Below are 15328 nucleotides of genomic sequence, written 5' to 3'. Positions count from 1 at the left end.
CAATTTAGAAACTGAAACGAGCGGTAAAACGCGCAGAGGTCGGCGCGCCCGGTTGCACCCAGACATCGGCGAAGGAATTGGTGTAGAATGTCTCGTTAAAGATGTTGTCGACATCTGCTCTCAGCACAAATCCCTGCGCCACTTCAACCTCGGCGAAAGCGCGCACGGTCGTATATGCAGGCAAGTCAAAATCAACCCCGGCAAATCCATTGCGCGATCCCACATGCAGCACTCCGCCGCCGATTTCAGCAGGAATGTTGGCAATGGCAAATTCCTGGCTCGCCTGAATGCTCAATTGATGTTCGGGCGCGTTGATCAGCGGGTCACCCGCTTCGATTGTCGCGCCAAATCCGCTCTCATCCAGCGTTGTCGTTAGATATTCAGCGTCGGTGTAGGCATAGGAGACATAAAGGTTGAACCCCGTCTGAAATGCCAGATTGGCATCAAACTCAACCCCTCGGCTGCGCGCCTCACCTGCAGTGAAGAGGAAGAAGCCCGCAGCAACCGCTTCAGGGCGATCATCATTGTTGAGGATATTGCTCTGGTCGACCTGGAAAAATGTCAGCGTAACAAGACCATCGACCTTGTCCGAAATGGTGCCCACATCCAGTTTTCCGCCAAATTCAAAGCTCTCGGTGATATTGGGCGCAAACTGATTGCCTTCAAAATCAGAACCGGTTTGCTGGCGGAACCCCTCGCCGTAAGAGGCATAGAGGCTTAGGCCGTCATTCACCTGATAAACCGCGCCAATCTGCGGCGAGAAGCGATCGGAATTGGACGATGTCGTTGTGGCAGGGATGGCGCGAAGATTGGTCAGGTCTTGCTCAAAATCATCGAACCGTCCGCCGATGCGGATTTGCAGGTTTTCGGTAATTTCAATTTGGTCCTGAATATAGAAACCAAATCCTTTCAGCACTTCTTCGCGGTCGGTGTTGGGGCCGGGCGTCGGGATCGGGAATTGACCATAGACCGGATTGCTGGCGCTTAATGACAGATAAGTCGCCGGATCAAGCAGCGACAGATCCGCATCAGCTGGGACAAAGGGAGGGCGGAAGCGCAAGATAAACAGGCTGTTTTCAAACCGGTCGTAATCTGCGCCGAAAATCAGCCGGTGGTTAAGCGACCCGGTTTCAAATTCGCCAGCAAGCTCTGCCCGCGCCACGAAGTAATCGGAATTGAAATCGCGGAAACGAAAAAAGCGCGTTATCGTGTCACCATCGCGCAGAAACAGCTGGCGGCTTCCAAAATTGTTCTCGGATGCATTGCCGACAAGCGATGTCTCGCGGTAGCCCACTCCAGCGAGCAGGCTCCAATTGTCCGAAAAATCGTGCTGCAATTCAAATTGATGGCCGGTCACTTCGGTTTCAATCGGACCATCGCCCGGCTCACCTGTGAATGTACGGCGGGGGCTAAAGCCAAATTGTTCAGAGAAAATCACACCGCGATCAAACGGAATATCCTGACTGGTGTATTCAAATTCGTAAGTGGCACGGGTGTCTTCGCCCAGCTTGGCCGTGATAGAGGGGTAAAATCCGAACCGCTCGGTCTCAACCGTTTCGCGGAAGCTTCCGGCATCTTCGTAAAAACCAGCGATACGCACGCCGACATTGTCGCCAAGTGTCGTTTGCAGATCGACATCGCCGCGATAAAAATCGAATGATCCACCTTGAAACTGGACATAGCCCGAAGTTTCAAATTGCGGGCGTTTGGTGACGAGATTGACTGTACCGCCTGGCTCACCCCGTCCGTAAAGGGCAGAGCGCGGGCCTTTGAGTATTTCCACCGCTTCGATGCCTGAAAGATCGCGCGGCCCGCCAAATCCGCGCCCGGCGTTAAACCCATTGACGAGAAAGCCCGATGGCAGGTTGATATCGCCCGAAAAACCGCGCACCGAAAAGGCATTCCACAAACCGCCGAAATTGTTCTGGCGTGCGACCGATGCCGACAGATCGAGTGCTTGGTTGAGATCCAGCGCATTGGCATCGCGCAGCAGGTCTTCGCCAAGGATCTGATCGTTCTGCGGAATCTCCAGCGCATCAAAATCACCGCGATAAGCGCGGCGATCCGTCACGATGATTTCGTTGCCAGTGCCCTCGCCCGTTTCGACTGTTTCGGATGTCTCGGATGTCTCCGCAAAAGCAGCGGGCGCAGCGAGCGCAAAAAGACCAATGGCGGATGTCGAGGCGATAAGGCGAATTTTTAGCATGAATGTGACCCAGTGTTTTGTTGTGTGTTGGATGTGCGCGTTTGCTATTTGTAAAAGTGTGGAGTTGGTCGCTTGCTCATGCCGGATCGACCGGATTGAGCACCAGCAGCAACCGGGTCTCTCCCGTCCCCTCAATCGGCGGAGAGCGATGTATAATCGGCGTCTGGGTGGAGAGCCGCCCCTTGAACAGACCCACATGACCAGCAGGCAATTGGTTGATCTGTACCGGCTCACCCCCACGCGAAACACGGTCCGCATCGCGAGCATCAAGCCATTGGCTGCCGCTTCCCACATACGTACTGATAAGACGCGCCGTCACGTAATCGGCATGCCATTTGCGGCATGAATTGCCGGTCACGATCTCAAGCCGAACTTCCAGCTCATCAATATCCAGGATGGCGCAAAAATTGTCGGATAGCGCCGTAATATCAGCAATGAGCGCATCACGTGTCTCGCCCGCAGGAAAACCAGCTTCGGCCAACTGAAACGGAAGCTCCCGGGCCAAATCCGTTTTGCGAGCCGCAAAGCGCACATCGCGCGGCTGATCTCTCAACAGTGCTGCGACACCAGACAAACCTTCAGGCAGTGCATCACGCTGCCACACGGCAAGCGAACAGGCCGGATCGCGAATGTCGCGCAAATCATCGAGCGATTGCGAGTGGGAAGTTGAATAGAGGGAGAGCGTATTCATAAGAGGGAGGCGCGCAGATTAGATGTTACAACATAACATGTTGACTAACGGATGCATGGTTTTGTGGCAAGCGCGAAGTTGGGGAGGGCGAGAGAAGCCACACGACATAGACGAAGCCGCCGCTCGACCGGTCAAAACCACCAAGTTGCTTCACTTTCAGCAACTTGCAAGGCTGAGCTATCTTGATCCCAAGGTCATCCCATGCATCCTCGAGGGTACACTGGCCGAGAACCTTAAGACCCGTAGCCGTTAGCGGACGGGGAACCTGCCAGTTCGCTTCGCAGATCAGCGCGAGACACTTGGCTTACCCAACTTCAAATCGGCCGCAGGAAACTAAGCGCATTTCGGGAGCGATTAAGGGGGTCAATGCGTCTGCATTGTCGGTAGCAATTTCCCACTGGCGCAAAGACCCGGAATTGCCAGCACTATCTCGGCCTCCTCAGCGGAGACCCCAGAAACCGATGTTCGATAGGAATGAATGGTGAGTCCTGCTGGGTTCGAACCAGCGACCTACTGATTAAAAGTTAGCGTATCTATTGCCGAAAGTTCAGAATTACCCGGTGCGCAACCCTCTATAATCTCATCTTTCCTTATCGGAAATTGTCAGTTTTGATTGCAAGTTTGATTGCTACTGCTTACTATCTGATTGCTAGATTGGGAATGGATTGAGATCGGATTGGCAAAAGCTTCAATTACAAAGCGAACAGTGGATGCGGCGAAACCCGCTGAGCGCGACCGATTCATATGGGACAGAGACGTTTCCGGTTTTGGCCTCAAAGTCACACCGGCTGGAAACAAGATATACGTCCTTCAGTATCGGATAGCTCGTCCAGGTGAGGCGGCGCGCACTGCAACAAAACGCTACACAATCGGCAAGCATGGCAGACTTACACCAGATCAAGCGAGAGCCCGCGCCAAGGAGCTTGCAGCCATGGTCGAGATGGGCACAGACCCCCGCCAAGCCGAGCTAGACGCTATCGCAGAGAGAGACAGACAGGACGCAGAGGATCGAGAGCGCGCGCGACTAGAAGGTGAGCTGGCCTTTGGCCGAGTGGCAGACCAATGGCTCAACCAATACGAGCACGAGAAAGAGCGCAGACCATCAAGTATCAGACAAGCGCGACTTGTCATCGAGAACCATTTGCGCCCCTCCCTTGGCGACAAGCCATTCCCTCACATTGGCCGCGTCGACCTGCAGCCTATTATTGACAGCATACCAGCCGAGCAGCGCGCTATGCGGCGCGCGGTGTTCGCTTATGCCTCAGTGCTTTTTGGCTGGGCGGCGAAGCGTGGCATTATCGAACGCAATCCTCTTTCCAATATGGAGCGGCCTGAAAAGCCAAAAGCGCGCGACCGCGTTCTAAATGATGACGAACTCGCGACAGTCTTTGAGGCCTCAAATGGTATTGGCCCAGCGTTCGGCGCGTTCTTTCGGCTCTTGATATTGACCGGGCAAAGGCGCAGCGAGGTTGCAAGCGTTGAGTGGTGCGAGCTTGATCGCAAAGCCGCCCTTTGGACAATCCCAGCCGATAGAGCCAAGAACAAAAGCATCCACCTTGTCCCATTATCTGCTCCCGTGATCGAAGAACTTGACCGTTTGGCCGGGGGGTGAAAAATGGCCAGCCAAGGGCTTCGTCCTAACCTCTAGTGGCAAAAGGCCTATAGGCGGCATTGGAAAGGCTAAAGCCAATCTTGATCGCGCGATTGCGAGGCTGCGAGACGATGCCTCCATAGGGGCATGGCGCATACACGACATCCGTCGCACGGTAGCAACGGGTTTTCAGCGGCTAGGAGTTCGCTTCGAAGTTACCGAGGCCATTTTGAACCATAGGAGCGGCTCAAAGAGCGGTGTCGCGGGTGTCTATCAGCAACACGATTGGAAGGAGGAGAAGCGCTCGGCGCTTGATGCATGGGCTCGCCATGTCGAAGCGATGTTGAGGCCTACAGATCAATCAAACCTCGCTTCAATCGAAGACGCGAAGCGCCGAGCATGAGTTCCGGGGCGGAAAGTAATGATATGGCAATGACAGACCAAGAACGCCGAGAAAGCCTTGAGCGCGAAGCATTATTAGCCTTGCGAGGGATGTACTCTGCTCCCGAAGGTGCAAAGGCAGTCGCTTCCATGTTGAGAAGCCCATTCCCTATTGATCAACTCATCAGGAACGAGATTGCTGATGCACTTGATCCAAATGGGGCCAAATCAAAGCGACACAGTGAAATTGAGCTCGTACTAACGAAATTGGGCGAGGGCGCGCGGATTAGGTCTGTGTTGAGAAAACGCGAGAAAGTGGCCCTTGGTGAAGCGGCATTGGCCTTAATCGAAAGAGACGGTTTAGGGTGGGATGAGGCGACCGAAAGACTATCTCAGGACCCACCACTTGGGGCTCTTTTCTCTTCAAAATCAAAGGTGGAAAAAGCCATAGCTTTTGCTCGTCGCTTTCGGGAGCATTGCGATGCATTCGAAGGCGAAAGGGTCGAGAACCGCCCTGCCTATATTGCTTGGAAGGTGCAGTTCTTTTTCGAGCCATGAGGCCCGCTAGCGCCAAAACTCAGCTTTCCGTAAAGTCGGAATTTCGCGTCCGTAACTCTACTTACAATGCATGATTATTGAAGATGCCACCTTAGGAAAAAGGATGGTATCAAGTGATTCTAAACACCCCGGAAGCAGCGCAATATGTGCGCCTTAGCAAGCCAACTCTAGAGCGCTTTCGCCTCGTGGGCGGTGGCCCCAATTATGCGAAGCTGGGCGGCGCTGTTCGCTATCGCAAAGAGGACCTTGATGCTTGGCTTGAAAGCCGCCTTATCAACTCAACTAGTGAAGGGGATGCAGCATGACTTCCCCACCAGATACGCGAAGCCCCGGCGGCTGGAACCAAACCGGGGCCAAGAGATCAAGCGCGAACTCTTATCCTGCTACTTTTAGAGAACAAATCTCTGAATTACAAGCTATTCTAGCTAAACTTTCGAAGTGTCACTGGTTCAAAGGCCCATGGGGATCGACAGTATCCAAGGGGGCGCAGCGATGACTTACCCTGACCTACCTGGCGCGAAGGGCGACGATGGCACAAGCCAAGAAGCTGCAATGGCCATTGCGGGCCAAGCGAAGGCACTGCGCGGCATCGCTTTGAAGGCTATAGCAAGGCTTGGCACAGCAACACCACTCGAAGCGATTGAGATAACTGGCCTTACAGATCGCCAACTGCAGCCACGCTTCTCCGAACTCAAAGAGATGGGTCTGATCGAAGCAACAGGGGAGCGAAGGCGCAATCCTTCAGGCAAATTTGCAGCGGTTCTGACCCTGACTGAACTTGGGCGGGAGCGGCTGGCATGAGCTTAGAGACCATTACGCTGATGGCCCTTGCAACCGAGGATGGCATCAAGACCATTTCGAATATCTACAATCGAGGTGAAGGCTGGCCAGAGCCCGGCTGTATTCTGAGCGATGCGCAAATGCTGTGGTGCGCACGTCAAGCAAACAGGTGCGAAGCGGTGTTTCAGCTTCAGATTGTTGGTGATGGGCAATCGAGCGAATTGTACCTTTGCCAAGGCGGTGCTCGATGAGTGGTTCATCTGTAATCGATCTACAGGCTTGGAAAGGCAAGCTCATTCATGGCAGTCAAGGTGGCTACAAAAAGAACCTTACAAACCTGATGCTGTGCCTTCAGAACATTTCTTCACTTGCTGGCAATATTCGTTGGAACGAATTGGCTCAAGAAGCTGAATGGAATGAGGAGCGAATTGAGGACCATCACCTAATCGATATTCGGCTGACCTTGGAGAATACCGGTTTTGAGCCAGCCGTACGCGACGTCCATGGGGCGGTCATGCGCCATGCTCGCGACAATCCATATCACCCCATCAAAGACTATCTTGATTCGCTTAAGTGGGATGGAAAACCAAGGCTCAATTCTTGGCTCCAGACCTGCCTAGGTGCCAGCGATACAACCTATGTTGGCCTAGTTGGTGCAAAAACGCTCATCGCAGCGGTCGCGCGGGTGTACGAACCGGGATGCAAAGTCGACACTATGCTTGTTCTCGAGGGTGCTCAAGGCATCAAGAAGTCGAGTGCCATTACCGCTCTATTCTCGGAAGAATGGACTGCAGAATCCGTCAATCTGCTCGACGCCCATAACAGGATGGTGATGTCGATGATAGGAAGTTGGGTCATCGAGCTTGCCGAGTTCACTGCTATCGCAAAACGCGACCCCAACGCGGTGAAAGGCCTACTGTCTATTCAGAAGGACAAAGTTGTGTTGCCCTATGCAAAGAACGCCTCAGAACATCCGCGCCAGTGCATCTTTGTCGGCACTATCAACCCCGGTGAGAATGGATATTTAACTGATACGACTGGCAATAGGCGCTTCTGGCCTGTGGAGGTTGCTAGCGCTAACATCGAGGAAATTCGCGCGCAAAGAGATCAACTATGGGCGGAGGCGGTCCATAGATACAAACTCAAAGAGACTTGGTGGCTCGAAGGGAAAGAGAACGAAGCAATCGCTCAAGATGAAGCCGCAAAACGAGAGCAGGTCGATCCTTGGGACGAGGTATTGTGCAAGGAGCTAAGGCGATCAGGTGACAAACGATTCACAATGCAAACAGCGGCTCAAAGGCTGAATATCCCGACGGATCGAATGGATCGAAAAACTTCGAGCCGTATCGCAGCCTGCCTCAACCGGCTGGGTTTCAAATCAATTCCAACCAAGCAGCTAGACGACAGCGGTAAACGTGTATCCGTGAGAGTTTACGTTCCAAAGGAACCAGGCGAATAGGCAGTCTACCAAGCCACCTCATATGCGCGCCCTGTAGACACAATCTGACCACAGGCTAGCGTTTTTACAGATGCTAGTAGACACTCAGTAGACATACAAAAGCACCTTATTATCAATATGTTATAGGTCTTTTCTACTGTCTACTTCTATATTGAAAGAAGAAATAAGTAAGGAAAATGAGCATATTTGGGGGAGGATACGCAAGAGTTTCAGATTCTAGGATCGCTGTAGGCATGCCATTTTCCGGTGAGCGTAGTTTAGCATGTCCCGAGACCGGTAAAGAATTAGAGGTGGTTTCTTTGACGGATGGCGAAAAACGCAAAGTCTGGCGTGCGTGGTGCGACGCTACTGGGCAAAGACCTTTCCCAGAGGAATGCCGCGATCTTAGGTGTGGTGCAAAGACCCGCAAGGGCACCCCTTGCAAGCGCAAAGACCTATACCGCAGCGCGCGATGTAAATTGCATGGAGGAATGAGCACCGGCCCAAGGACGTTGGCTGGCAAATCAATCAGCTCAATGAATGGTAAGAAGCAAACCCCTTGGGAGGCTAACAAACCCTGACATTTGCTAGCCCATCGCCCCCCAGAGGCGGGCGTTTTGCGGCTGGGATCAATCGCCCGCAAGCAAACCCCATGAAAAGCCTTATGTTACCATAAGGTCAGAGACCAAGACGGCATGGTTGAGGCAAACCCCATGAGATATTGAGGAAACCTAACCTTTGATCGCTTACGACGCTTTTCTAAAGTGGGTTCGAATAGAAATAACTTGGCTTGACAAGGTCGCTTTTGAACCAGCCGGGTTCACCAACTGAAAGTCAGGCTCACTCGGCCTCGTCTCACCCTTTCCTACTTCTAATCTCAGCCTTGACTGCCTCATGCCCGTCACGGGTTTCTAAAACCCACATCAGGTCGAGCATTCTATCAGAAGGCTCGGTGGGTTGAGCAATGATGGTCTCTCCATTCATTTCGAGCCAATGCCCGCCTGCACTCTCGAACTGGTCTAGCCAATCCGACGCTTGGAATGTGCGGCTCGGCATCCCTGCATCGAGTTTGCGAAGCGCATCGAAAAACACAGCGAGCATCTCGCCAGTCGGCAGCGTTTCGGTATTTGCCCAGATGATCTCTGCCAACGCGCGAAGGTCGGAGGTGTTTTTGACTTCCTCTGCGCATACCTTGTCTTCTGCTGCATAGAGCAAGTCGGTAAGTTCGCCTTCGGTCTTGCGAGACAGGCCGACTGGGGCTGACACTAGATTGGCATGGCGAGCGTTGTAGAGCGCCAGAGCATCAGCAAATGCATCCCGCTCAGTCGGTTTGCTTTCGCGGCTGGCTTTAGTAATCGCGTTCATATGTCTGGTCCTACTCTTGCTTAGGATTGGAACAGGGCCAGGTTGAGGTTGCAGCCTCGCTTGGCCCGCACTTCAATTCCGAAGTTGTGATACGATTATTATCAGCAGCAGCTTGCCATTGCAAGCGATAATTGATACGAATGTTATCAGTATGACACCGACACAATCCCGTATGGCAAGAGCTGCATTGAAATGGTCGCTTGATGATCTAGCCGAAAAGGCAGGCATAGGACGCGCCACAGTTGCCCGGTTCGAGCTTGGTGAAAGCGTCATGGCTGAAGGCGTTGATGCAATGCGCTCACAGCTTGAGGCGGCTGGAATGCAATTCACAGGGAGTGGCAAAGGGCGCTATGGCGTAACAGACTTGAGAATGGATAGTTAGACCGGGCCATGCCGTCACAGCCGCCAATGAATTTTGAAAAGGTTTTCATCGAACATGGATGGAGGGGAGTTGAGCACTACTTCAATCCTCGGTCGAGCGTCCTGCAGCGCTGGCTAAATCATGCTGGACGGGAACAGCTTGAAGAAAAGCGCAGGGCTTACTTAAAAGAGCGAAGGAACAGTGAAATATGAGATTGCACAATATAGCCCTCTTAGTTGTTGGCCTGTGTAGTGCATCGAATGTTGAAGCACAGGATTTGCCGTATGGCTGGCAGGTTAGTGCCACGAAAAATGGCTGCGGGACAACAAATACATTTTATGATGGGCCGGGTGAAACGGGCTTCACACTCCTCAAAACCGTGAATGCGAGCACTTTGATTGCAATCACGAATAGCGGTTGGAGCGCTGTAGTTGGGAAGTCATATGAGGTTGAGTTAGTCGCAAACGGCGTTTCCTATTCAGGGAATGCATCGGGCTATAAAGAAGACCGACGGCTGGGGTTTGGTTTAACCGTCCCAGCTGCATTCATGCAGGACTTCGCAAAAGGCAATTCGGTCAGTGTCTATTTGGACGACCAACTGATCGATCAACTCTCTCTTAGAGGCTCTGCAGCAGCGGTAAAGGCAATCGAAAGTTGCTTGGAGAGCATGAAAACCCGCATTGCTGCTGAAAATGCTGAGAAAGAGCGCTTCTCATACTTACCAGCAGATCCGTTCGCTCAGCAAAGAGCTAAAGGGCCGAGGGCTGCTCAACCCAAAAATAGAGGGCGCTTTGCGGGGTTCTATCCATCGCGCGCGCTTAGAGAGGAGAAAGAAGGTAGAGTTGGCTTTCGAGTTACAGTCGATACGACTGGACGGGCTTCTTCTTGCACTGTCACTGAAACCAGCGGACATGCGATCCTCGATGAGAATGCTTGCACTTCCGTGAAGCGATATGGTCGGTTTTATCCAGCTTTAGACGAGAATGGTAAGGCGGTAGCTGGAGTATATGAAGACGCTATCACCTACCGGCTTAGCGCCGCGCCATCATTGGACGCCCAGTAATAGAGCGAAAATTAAACGCCCCGCCCTAAGTCCGTAGCTCCCGCTTTACCAGCCGAACACAACCCTTCCTAGAAGGGTTGGCCGTTGCCACCTGAAGAACAGGTGGCATTGCATGCCCACAACAGTCGATAGCGTAGTCGTAGAGCTTGAAGCCCGTGTCGCTGGCTTTGAGGCTGATCTCAGGCGGGCACAGCGCACAGCGGATACGGCATTGGGGCGCGCTGATCGTGCCGTACTGCGCACCGAGCGCCAGTTCAGACAATCCAGCGCCGCGATAAGCAATACGCTGCGCGGTTTGGCGGCAAGCTTTGCGACCATCTTCACAGGCCGCGAGCTATTGGCGCTGATTGACAACTTCACCCAGTATCAAAATGCGCTTCGAGTGGCCGGGCTTGAAGGTGAAGCGCTGGCCAATGTGCAGGAGCGGTTATCCCAGATTGCGGATGAGAACGGGGCTGCGGTAAACAGCCTTGCTCGCCTCTACAGCAATGCGGCGCAGTCCGGGCAAAGCCTAGGCGCTAGCCAAGAGCAGATCGTCCAAGTCACGGAAAACGCGGCTCGCTCGCTGCGCATTACGGGCACATCGGCTGCGCAGGCCTCTGGAGCCATCCTAGGGCTAACGCAGGCGCTCTCGAGCGGCGTTGTAAGGGCCGAGGAATACAATCAGATCAATGAGGGTGGCCTTAGACCATTGTTGCAGGCTGCTGCCGCCTCTGAGCGCTTTGCGGGTGACGTGAACGCTCTTCGCCGCGCCATTGTCGAAGGTGAGGTTACATCCCGCCAATTCTTCGAGCTCATCTTGCAAGGATCGCAGCAACTCGAAAGCCAAGCGGGCAACGCTGTTCTAACGCTGGGTGGTGCGTTTCAGGTTCTTAACAACCGCCTTTCTGAATATGTTGGCGAGGCGGCACAGACAAACGGTGCAACGGCTGCATTGACGCAAGGCATCCAAGCCTTGGCTAAAAACATCGATCTTGTCGCGGATGCGTTGCTTGTCATCGCTACCCTTGCAGGCGGGCGTTTTGCGGCTGGGATGCTGGTCGCGGCTCGCAATACAATCACCCTGCGGGTCGCCGCTCTTCAAACAAGCACGGCGTTAGGCGTGACGGCTGTTGCTGCGCGCGGGGCTGGCGCTGCACTGCTTGCTGCGTTTGGTGGTCCTGTCGGCGTTGCGATCTCCGCCGTTGCCTTGGGGATTGGGTTTTTCGCCACGCAGGCGATTGAGGGGCGGCAAAGAGCTGAACAGCTTAGCCAGACCTTAAATCAGGTTGAGCAAGACACAGAAGCGATGCGCGCCCGCATGATTGCTGCCGGGCATTCTGTGGACGATCTGGGTGGCGCGTCTGATGCAGCCCGCGATGGCGTTGACGCGCTCAGCGGGGCGATGGGAGTGGCGCGCGGGGAGGCGCGCAGCCTTGAGGAGCAGTTAATCCGCACGGCACAGGCTGCGGTGCAATTGCAAATCACAGAGCTAGGCAATGAGCGGCAACGCATCCTTGGGCAGCGAGCAGCCCGACAAAGAACGGCGCAGGGTCCGGGGGAGAGATACCTTCGCGGCTCGCATCAATGACGCAGCTACCGCACGTGAAAACTCGGAGCTTGATCGCCTGGACAGGGCCATCACGGGACTGACGCAGCAACAAGCTCTTATCAGACAAGACCGCGCGACCGCGCTGGGTGAAAACAGCGCGGGCGGCCCCTCCACCCCGTCCGGCCCCAGCGGGGGAGAAGACGTGGCCGCGCTGGCCCGTCCGCCGAGGATATTCAACGCCAAGAGTTAGAGCGTGAATTACGCGCGGCACAGGAATTGTCGCGGCTTGATGACGAGCTAATTCAGGCACGGCTCGCACTTACGAATAACGCAGAGGACCGCGCCGATCTGGAGGAGGAGCTTCTCGACAATGAGGCCGCGCGCCGTCGTTCTGAGATACGCACCAATGAGGATTTAACTGGGCCTGAGCGCGATGCACAACTTCGCATCATCGACGAGCTGTTTGGTGTTGAACGCGGGCTGTCTGAACAGAACGGGATAATCGTTAGCGCCAATCGCGGGCTTTTGCGCCAAACCATATCCATTGATCGCCTCCGGGCGCTATCTGAGGAACGGGAGCGTATTGCCCGCACTCTGGCGGACAATGAGTTGAATGCGCTCGATGCTCAGCTTGCCCTCGCGGAAACCGACGCGGCTCGACGCGATCTAGCTCTTCAGATATTTGACGCTGAAGAGCGCCTATTACGCGAACGCCTTGCGGCAATAACGGTGGCAAATGGCTCAACAGAGATTGAAGAGCGGATTGCGCAGCTGAGATTGCAGGGCTTAGAGGAAACTCAGGGCGCGCGCAGACAAGCCGTTGAGGAGCAAAACCAGACGACAGTCGAGCGCTTCCTTGCGCGTGTAAACCAGACCAATGCGCAAATCAGCGAAAGTGTCGATGGAATTGCGGTCCGAGGTCTTGAGACGTTAAATGATGGCCTTGTCGACGCTATCACAGGCGCAGAAAGCCTGGGAGATGCATTCAGCAGCGTAGCGGATCAGATCATCGCTGACTTGCTTCGCATCGCAATTCAGCAGGCGATTATCCAGCCGCTTGCTAACTCGCTCTTTGGCGCGGGAGAGGCATCTGGGGGTGGTTCGGGTGGCGGTATCTTTAGCGCCCTTGGGAGCCTTGTTGCAGGCCCTCGGCAAACAGGCGGCCCGGTTACCGCTGGCAGGCTTTACCAAGTCAATGAGGGAGCTGGTCAGGGGATTGAGCTTTTCCAGCCCGCGACCAACGGCAACATCGTACCTCTTGGGCAGGTTCCTTCGTTCACGCAGGCCAGCCAATCACAAGGCGGTGAGCCCGCCATTATTCGCGTCTCTGTGATGCGCGGCGAGCCATTTGAACCAATGGTCGAGAGTATTTCCGGGCGCGTTTCGGTAGAAACGGTTCGGGACTCTGCCCCCGAAATTGTCAATCGCAGTGTTGAGGAAACCCTGCGCATCTCCAGACGAAGGCGCACGTAATGGTGAGTATTACACAGGAACAGCAGGACAGATTGCTCAACGCATTGCTTGCCCCCCTGCCGCAAGCTCCTCTTGAGCGAGAGGTATCGGATGGCTGGACCTTGCGTGACGAGCTTCGTTTAATCTTCTTTGACGCGATGAAAGAGCCCTATGAGGTGGCTGGGCCATTCGGTGTTCTTATTGAAATGTCACGGCATCTAAAAGCGGAGATGAAAGTCTTAGGCATTGAAGCGAGGGGTGATTGGCCTTCGCGGGCACGGCATTGAGTTAGAGGTAAGCGCGTGAGGGATAGAAGCCTTCTCAGCAATTGCACGGCCCTTTACTGCAACCTCTGCGGAGGAAACTGCCCGAACAACACTTGGTGTTATGGCAGTGCATACAAGCCCAAGTTATCTTAATCGAGGAGGGTTTCAGCCTTTCGGAGTAAGGCTCTGCTGAAAATGGCCAGCTCTTCGACAGTGGTGGGACTTCGAAGAAGCCGATCCGGGCGTTGCTGGGCGCACATTTGTGAAAAGCGGATGAGGTCTTGGCCTTTCACGTCACACTTTGTGATAAGTAGGTTTTCCATTTTGCCACTTGTGTAAAGCCTTTGCGATTCGGAAGAATCAAAAGCGACCTTGTGGAACCATCACTTTACACAAGATCCTTTGTGAAAGGTAGACTGTGACTTGGCGTTACACTAAGGTCATCACATGACACAGCCATGCATCCCCGACGAACTGCCGCTAAACAACCTAAGATGGCGAGAAATTTTACCTCTCGTAGGCCATGCTAACGCTTGCTTAGCAAGATACGACGGGATGGTTCAGACCTTGCCCAACCCAAATGTTCTGCTCTCACCAATCACAGCAAATGAGGCCGTACTATCATCCAAAATCGAAGGAACGCAGGCGACACTTGACGAAGTACTTGAGGCTGAAGCAGGCCTTACAACTTCCGAGGCAAGGCGGGACGATATTGAAGAAATAACGAACTATCGAGCTGCTGTAAGGATTGCAGAAGCGGCCCTTGCTGAGCGCACCGCCTCACGATCACTCATAAAATCTGTCCACCAACGACTTCTACAAGGCGTGAGAGGGCGTGACAAAACACCAGGCGCCTTCCGAGAAGACCAGAACTGGATAGGGCGCTTCGGAGACCCAATTGAAAAAGCGAGGTTCATTCCCCCTAGCCCGGTTGTTTTGGATTCTGCATTGGAAAACTGGGAGCAGTACATTGCCAGCAATGATGAAGACCCAATTCTGCAAGTGGCGATCGCGCATGCGCAATTCGAAATACTCCACCCGTTCAAGGATGGGAATGGCCGAATCGGACGGATGCTAATACCCCTCTTACTTCATCAAAGGTCGGCCTTATCACGCCCCGTGTTCTACATGTCCGAATATCTGGAAGGCAATCGAGAGGAGTATTATGACCGGTTGCTTCACATTACAAAGTCAGGGGATTGGCACGGATGGATCACATTCTTTCTCCAAGCCGTCGTAATTCAGGCAGAGAAAAACCTAGATAAAGTCCGCCAGATTAGAGACCTTTATGAAACCACAAAGCAGAAAGTAGTCGATATTACACATTCTCAGTACGCAATGGGTGCTGTCGATGCTCTATTCGCTCAACCGGTAATATCTGGCACTATCTTTGCCGACCGAGCTGGCTTCGCAAACCGTGTGACTGCAAACAACATGCTTCGGCAGCTCGAAAACAAGGGAGTCATTACAAGGATTAGGGAGGGGTCAGGCCGAACCCCCGCAGTGTACGCCCTTCCCGACTTAATCAATGTCACGGAAGGCCGAGCCATATTCACATAATAAAATGCACTTGCCCAGATTCTGTCGATTGATTGCTATGTGATTGCTAGAACGCGAGGACGGACATTCATGCAGCGAGCACTGC

General features: G+C 53.7%; 16 protein-coding genes. 13 read left to right on the top strand and 3 right to left on the bottom strand.

The genetic code is table 11. The annotated features are described in order from the left end of the window. Positions 1-4 precede the first annotated feature (4 nt). Both AC0V6L_RS07565 and AC0V6L_RS07560 read right to left on the bottom strand, forming a co-directional pair. Positions 5-2206: a TonB-dependent siderophore receptor gene (locus AC0V6L_RS07565; RefSeq protein WP_486153689.1), complete on the bottom strand. Its 2202-nt coding sequence runs from the start codon at positions 2204-2206 to the stop codon at positions 5-7. Between the two features lie 76 nt (positions 2207-2282). Further along, a complete protein-coding gene (locus tag AC0V6L_RS07560; RefSeq protein WP_486153688.1) occupies positions 2283-2897 on the bottom strand; it encodes a DUF1826 domain-containing protein in 615 nt (204 codons plus the stop codon). A 646-nt stretch (positions 2898-3543) separates the two neighbouring features. Between AC0V6L_RS07560 and AC0V6L_RS07555 the strand changes: the two genes are divergently transcribed. From AC0V6L_RS07555 to AC0V6L_RS07525, 7 genes are all read left to right on the top strand, one after another. Continuing rightward, on the top strand, positions 3544-4509 hold the full coding sequence (locus AC0V6L_RS07555) for a tyrosine-type recombinase/integrase (protein WP_486153687.1): 966 nt from the start codon (positions 3544-3546) through the stop codon (positions 4507-4509). A 411-nt stretch (positions 4510-4920) separates the two neighbouring features. Beyond that, entirely contained in the window at positions 4921-5427 is a 507-nt protein-coding gene (locus AC0V6L_RS07550) for a hypothetical protein (protein ID WP_486153686.1), read from the top strand. A gap of 113 nt (positions 5428-5540) precedes the next feature. Then, entirely contained in the window at positions 5541-5732 is a 192-nt protein-coding gene (locus AC0V6L_RS07545) for a helix-turn-helix transcriptional regulator (RefSeq protein WP_486153685.1), read from the top strand. Positions 5733-5919: 187 nt separating this feature from the next. Next, positions 5920-6228 carry a hypothetical protein gene (locus AC0V6L_RS07540; RefSeq protein WP_486153684.1) on the top strand — a complete coding sequence of 103 codons (309 nt, stop codon included), beginning with the start codon at positions 5920-5922 and terminating at the stop codon, positions 6226-6228. After that, entirely contained in the window at positions 6225-6458 is a 234-nt protein-coding gene (locus tag AC0V6L_RS07535) for a hypothetical protein (RefSeq protein ID WP_486153683.1), read from the top strand. Before AC0V6L_RS07540 ends, AC0V6L_RS07535 begins: the two co-directional genes overlap by 4 nt. Beyond that, positions 6455-7666: a virulence-associated E family protein gene (locus tag AC0V6L_RS07530; RefSeq protein ID WP_486153682.1), complete on the top strand. Its 1212-nt coding sequence runs from the start codon at positions 6455-6457 to the stop codon at positions 7664-7666. The genes AC0V6L_RS07535 and AC0V6L_RS07530 overlap by 4 nt, the downstream gene beginning before the upstream one ends. Positions 7667-7842: 176 nt before the next feature. Next, positions 7843-8226 (top strand): HGGxSTG domain-containing protein, encoded by a 384-nt coding sequence (locus AC0V6L_RS07525; RefSeq protein WP_486153681.1) that lies wholly within the window; start codon positions 7843-7845, stop codon positions 8224-8226. 274 nt (positions 8227-8500) lie between these two features. Here AC0V6L_RS07525 and AC0V6L_RS07520 read toward each other — a convergent pair whose 3' ends face one another. Beyond that, entirely contained in the window at positions 8501-9010 is a 510-nt protein-coding gene (locus AC0V6L_RS07520) for a hypothetical protein (RefSeq protein WP_486153680.1), read from the bottom strand. 151 nt (positions 9011-9161) lie between these two features. On the opposite strand from AC0V6L_RS07520, the gene AC0V6L_RS07515 reads away from it, so the two are divergent. From AC0V6L_RS07515 to AC0V6L_RS07490, 6 genes are all read left to right on the top strand, one after another. Then, positions 9162-9392 (top strand): helix-turn-helix domain-containing protein, encoded by a 231-nt coding sequence (locus AC0V6L_RS07515; protein ID WP_486153679.1) that lies wholly within the window; start codon positions 9162-9164, stop codon positions 9390-9392. Between the two features lie 187 nt (positions 9393-9579). Continuing rightward, positions 9580-10434: an energy transducer TonB gene (locus tag AC0V6L_RS07510; RefSeq protein WP_486153678.1), complete on the top strand. Its 855-nt coding sequence runs from the start codon at positions 9580-9582 to the stop codon at positions 10432-10434. Positions 10435-10546: 112 nt separating this feature from the next. Beyond that, entirely contained in the window at positions 10547-12004 is a 1458-nt protein-coding gene (locus AC0V6L_RS07505; RefSeq protein WP_486153677.1) for a tape measure protein, read from the top strand. A gap of 237 nt (positions 12005-12241) precedes the next feature. Continuing rightward, positions 12242-13438 (top strand): phage tail tape measure C-terminal domain-containing protein, encoded by a 1197-nt coding sequence (locus AC0V6L_RS07500; RefSeq protein ID WP_486153676.1) that lies wholly within the window; start codon positions 12242-12244, stop codon positions 13436-13438. Continuing rightward, positions 13438-13704: a hypothetical protein gene (locus AC0V6L_RS07495; RefSeq protein WP_486153675.1), complete on the top strand. Its 267-nt coding sequence runs from the start codon at positions 13438-13440 to the stop codon at positions 13702-13704. Before AC0V6L_RS07500 ends, AC0V6L_RS07495 begins: the two co-directional genes overlap by 1 nt. 426 nt (positions 13705-14130) lie before the next feature. Beyond that, the gene (locus AC0V6L_RS07490) at positions 14131-15243 is read left to right on the top strand and encodes a Fic family protein (RefSeq protein ID WP_486153674.1); all 1113 of its coding nucleotides are present in this window, start codon (positions 14131-14133) and stop codon (positions 15241-15243) included. Positions 15244-15328 lie beyond the last annotated feature (85 nt).

The sequence above is a fragment of the Erythrobacter sp. JB1-15 genome (assembly GCF_057365035.1).
Note: the sequence above shows the minus strand (reverse complement) of the source record. Positions and strands in the feature narration are given on the sequence as shown.

Bases quoted from the DNA above. Each gene is read 5' to 3' on its own strand.
- AC0V6L_RS07565 (WP_486153689.1), bottom strand. From the start codon at position 2,206: ATGCTAAAAATTCGCCTTATCGCCTCGACATCCGCCATTGGTCTTTTT.
- AC0V6L_RS07560 (WP_486153688.1), bottom strand. From the start codon at position 2,897: ATGAATACGCTCTCCCTCTATTCAACTTCCCACTCGCAATCGCTCGAT.
- AC0V6L_RS07550 (WP_486153686.1), top strand. From the start codon at position 4,921: ATGACAGACCAAGAACGCCGAGAAAGCCTTGAGCGCGAAGCATTATTA.
- AC0V6L_RS07540 (WP_486153684.1), top strand. From the start codon at position 5,920: ATGACTTACCCTGACCTACCTGGCGCGAAGGGCGACGATGGCACAAGC.
- AC0V6L_RS07535 (WP_486153683.1), top strand. From the start codon at position 6,225: ATGAGCTTAGAGACCATTACGCTGATGGCCCTTGCAACCGAGGATGGC.
- AC0V6L_RS07530 (WP_486153682.1), top strand. From the start codon at position 6,455: ATGAGTGGTTCATCTGTAATCGATCTACAGGCTTGGAAAGGCAAGCTC.
- AC0V6L_RS07525 (WP_486153681.1), top strand. From the start codon at position 7,843: ATGAGCATATTTGGGGGAGGATACGCAAGAGTTTCAGATTCTAGGATC.
- AC0V6L_RS07520 (WP_486153680.1), bottom strand. From the start codon at position 9,010: ATGAACGCGATTACTAAAGCCAGCCGCGAAAGCAAACCGACTGAGCGG.
- AC0V6L_RS07515 (WP_486153679.1), top strand. From the start codon at position 9,162: ATGACACCGACACAATCCCGTATGGCAAGAGCTGCATTGAAATGGTCG.
- AC0V6L_RS07510 (WP_486153678.1), top strand. From the start codon at position 9,580: ATGAGATTGCACAATATAGCCCTCTTAGTTGTTGGCCTGTGTAGTGCA.
- AC0V6L_RS07505 (WP_486153677.1), top strand. From the start codon at position 10,547: ATGCCCACAACAGTCGATAGCGTAGTCGTAGAGCTTGAAGCCCGTGTC.
- AC0V6L_RS07495 (WP_486153675.1), top strand. From the start codon at position 13,438: ATGGTGAGTATTACACAGGAACAGCAGGACAGATTGCTCAACGCATTG.
- AC0V6L_RS07490 (WP_486153674.1), top strand. From the start codon at position 14,131: ATGACACAGCCATGCATCCCCGACGAACTGCCGCTAAACAACCTAAGA.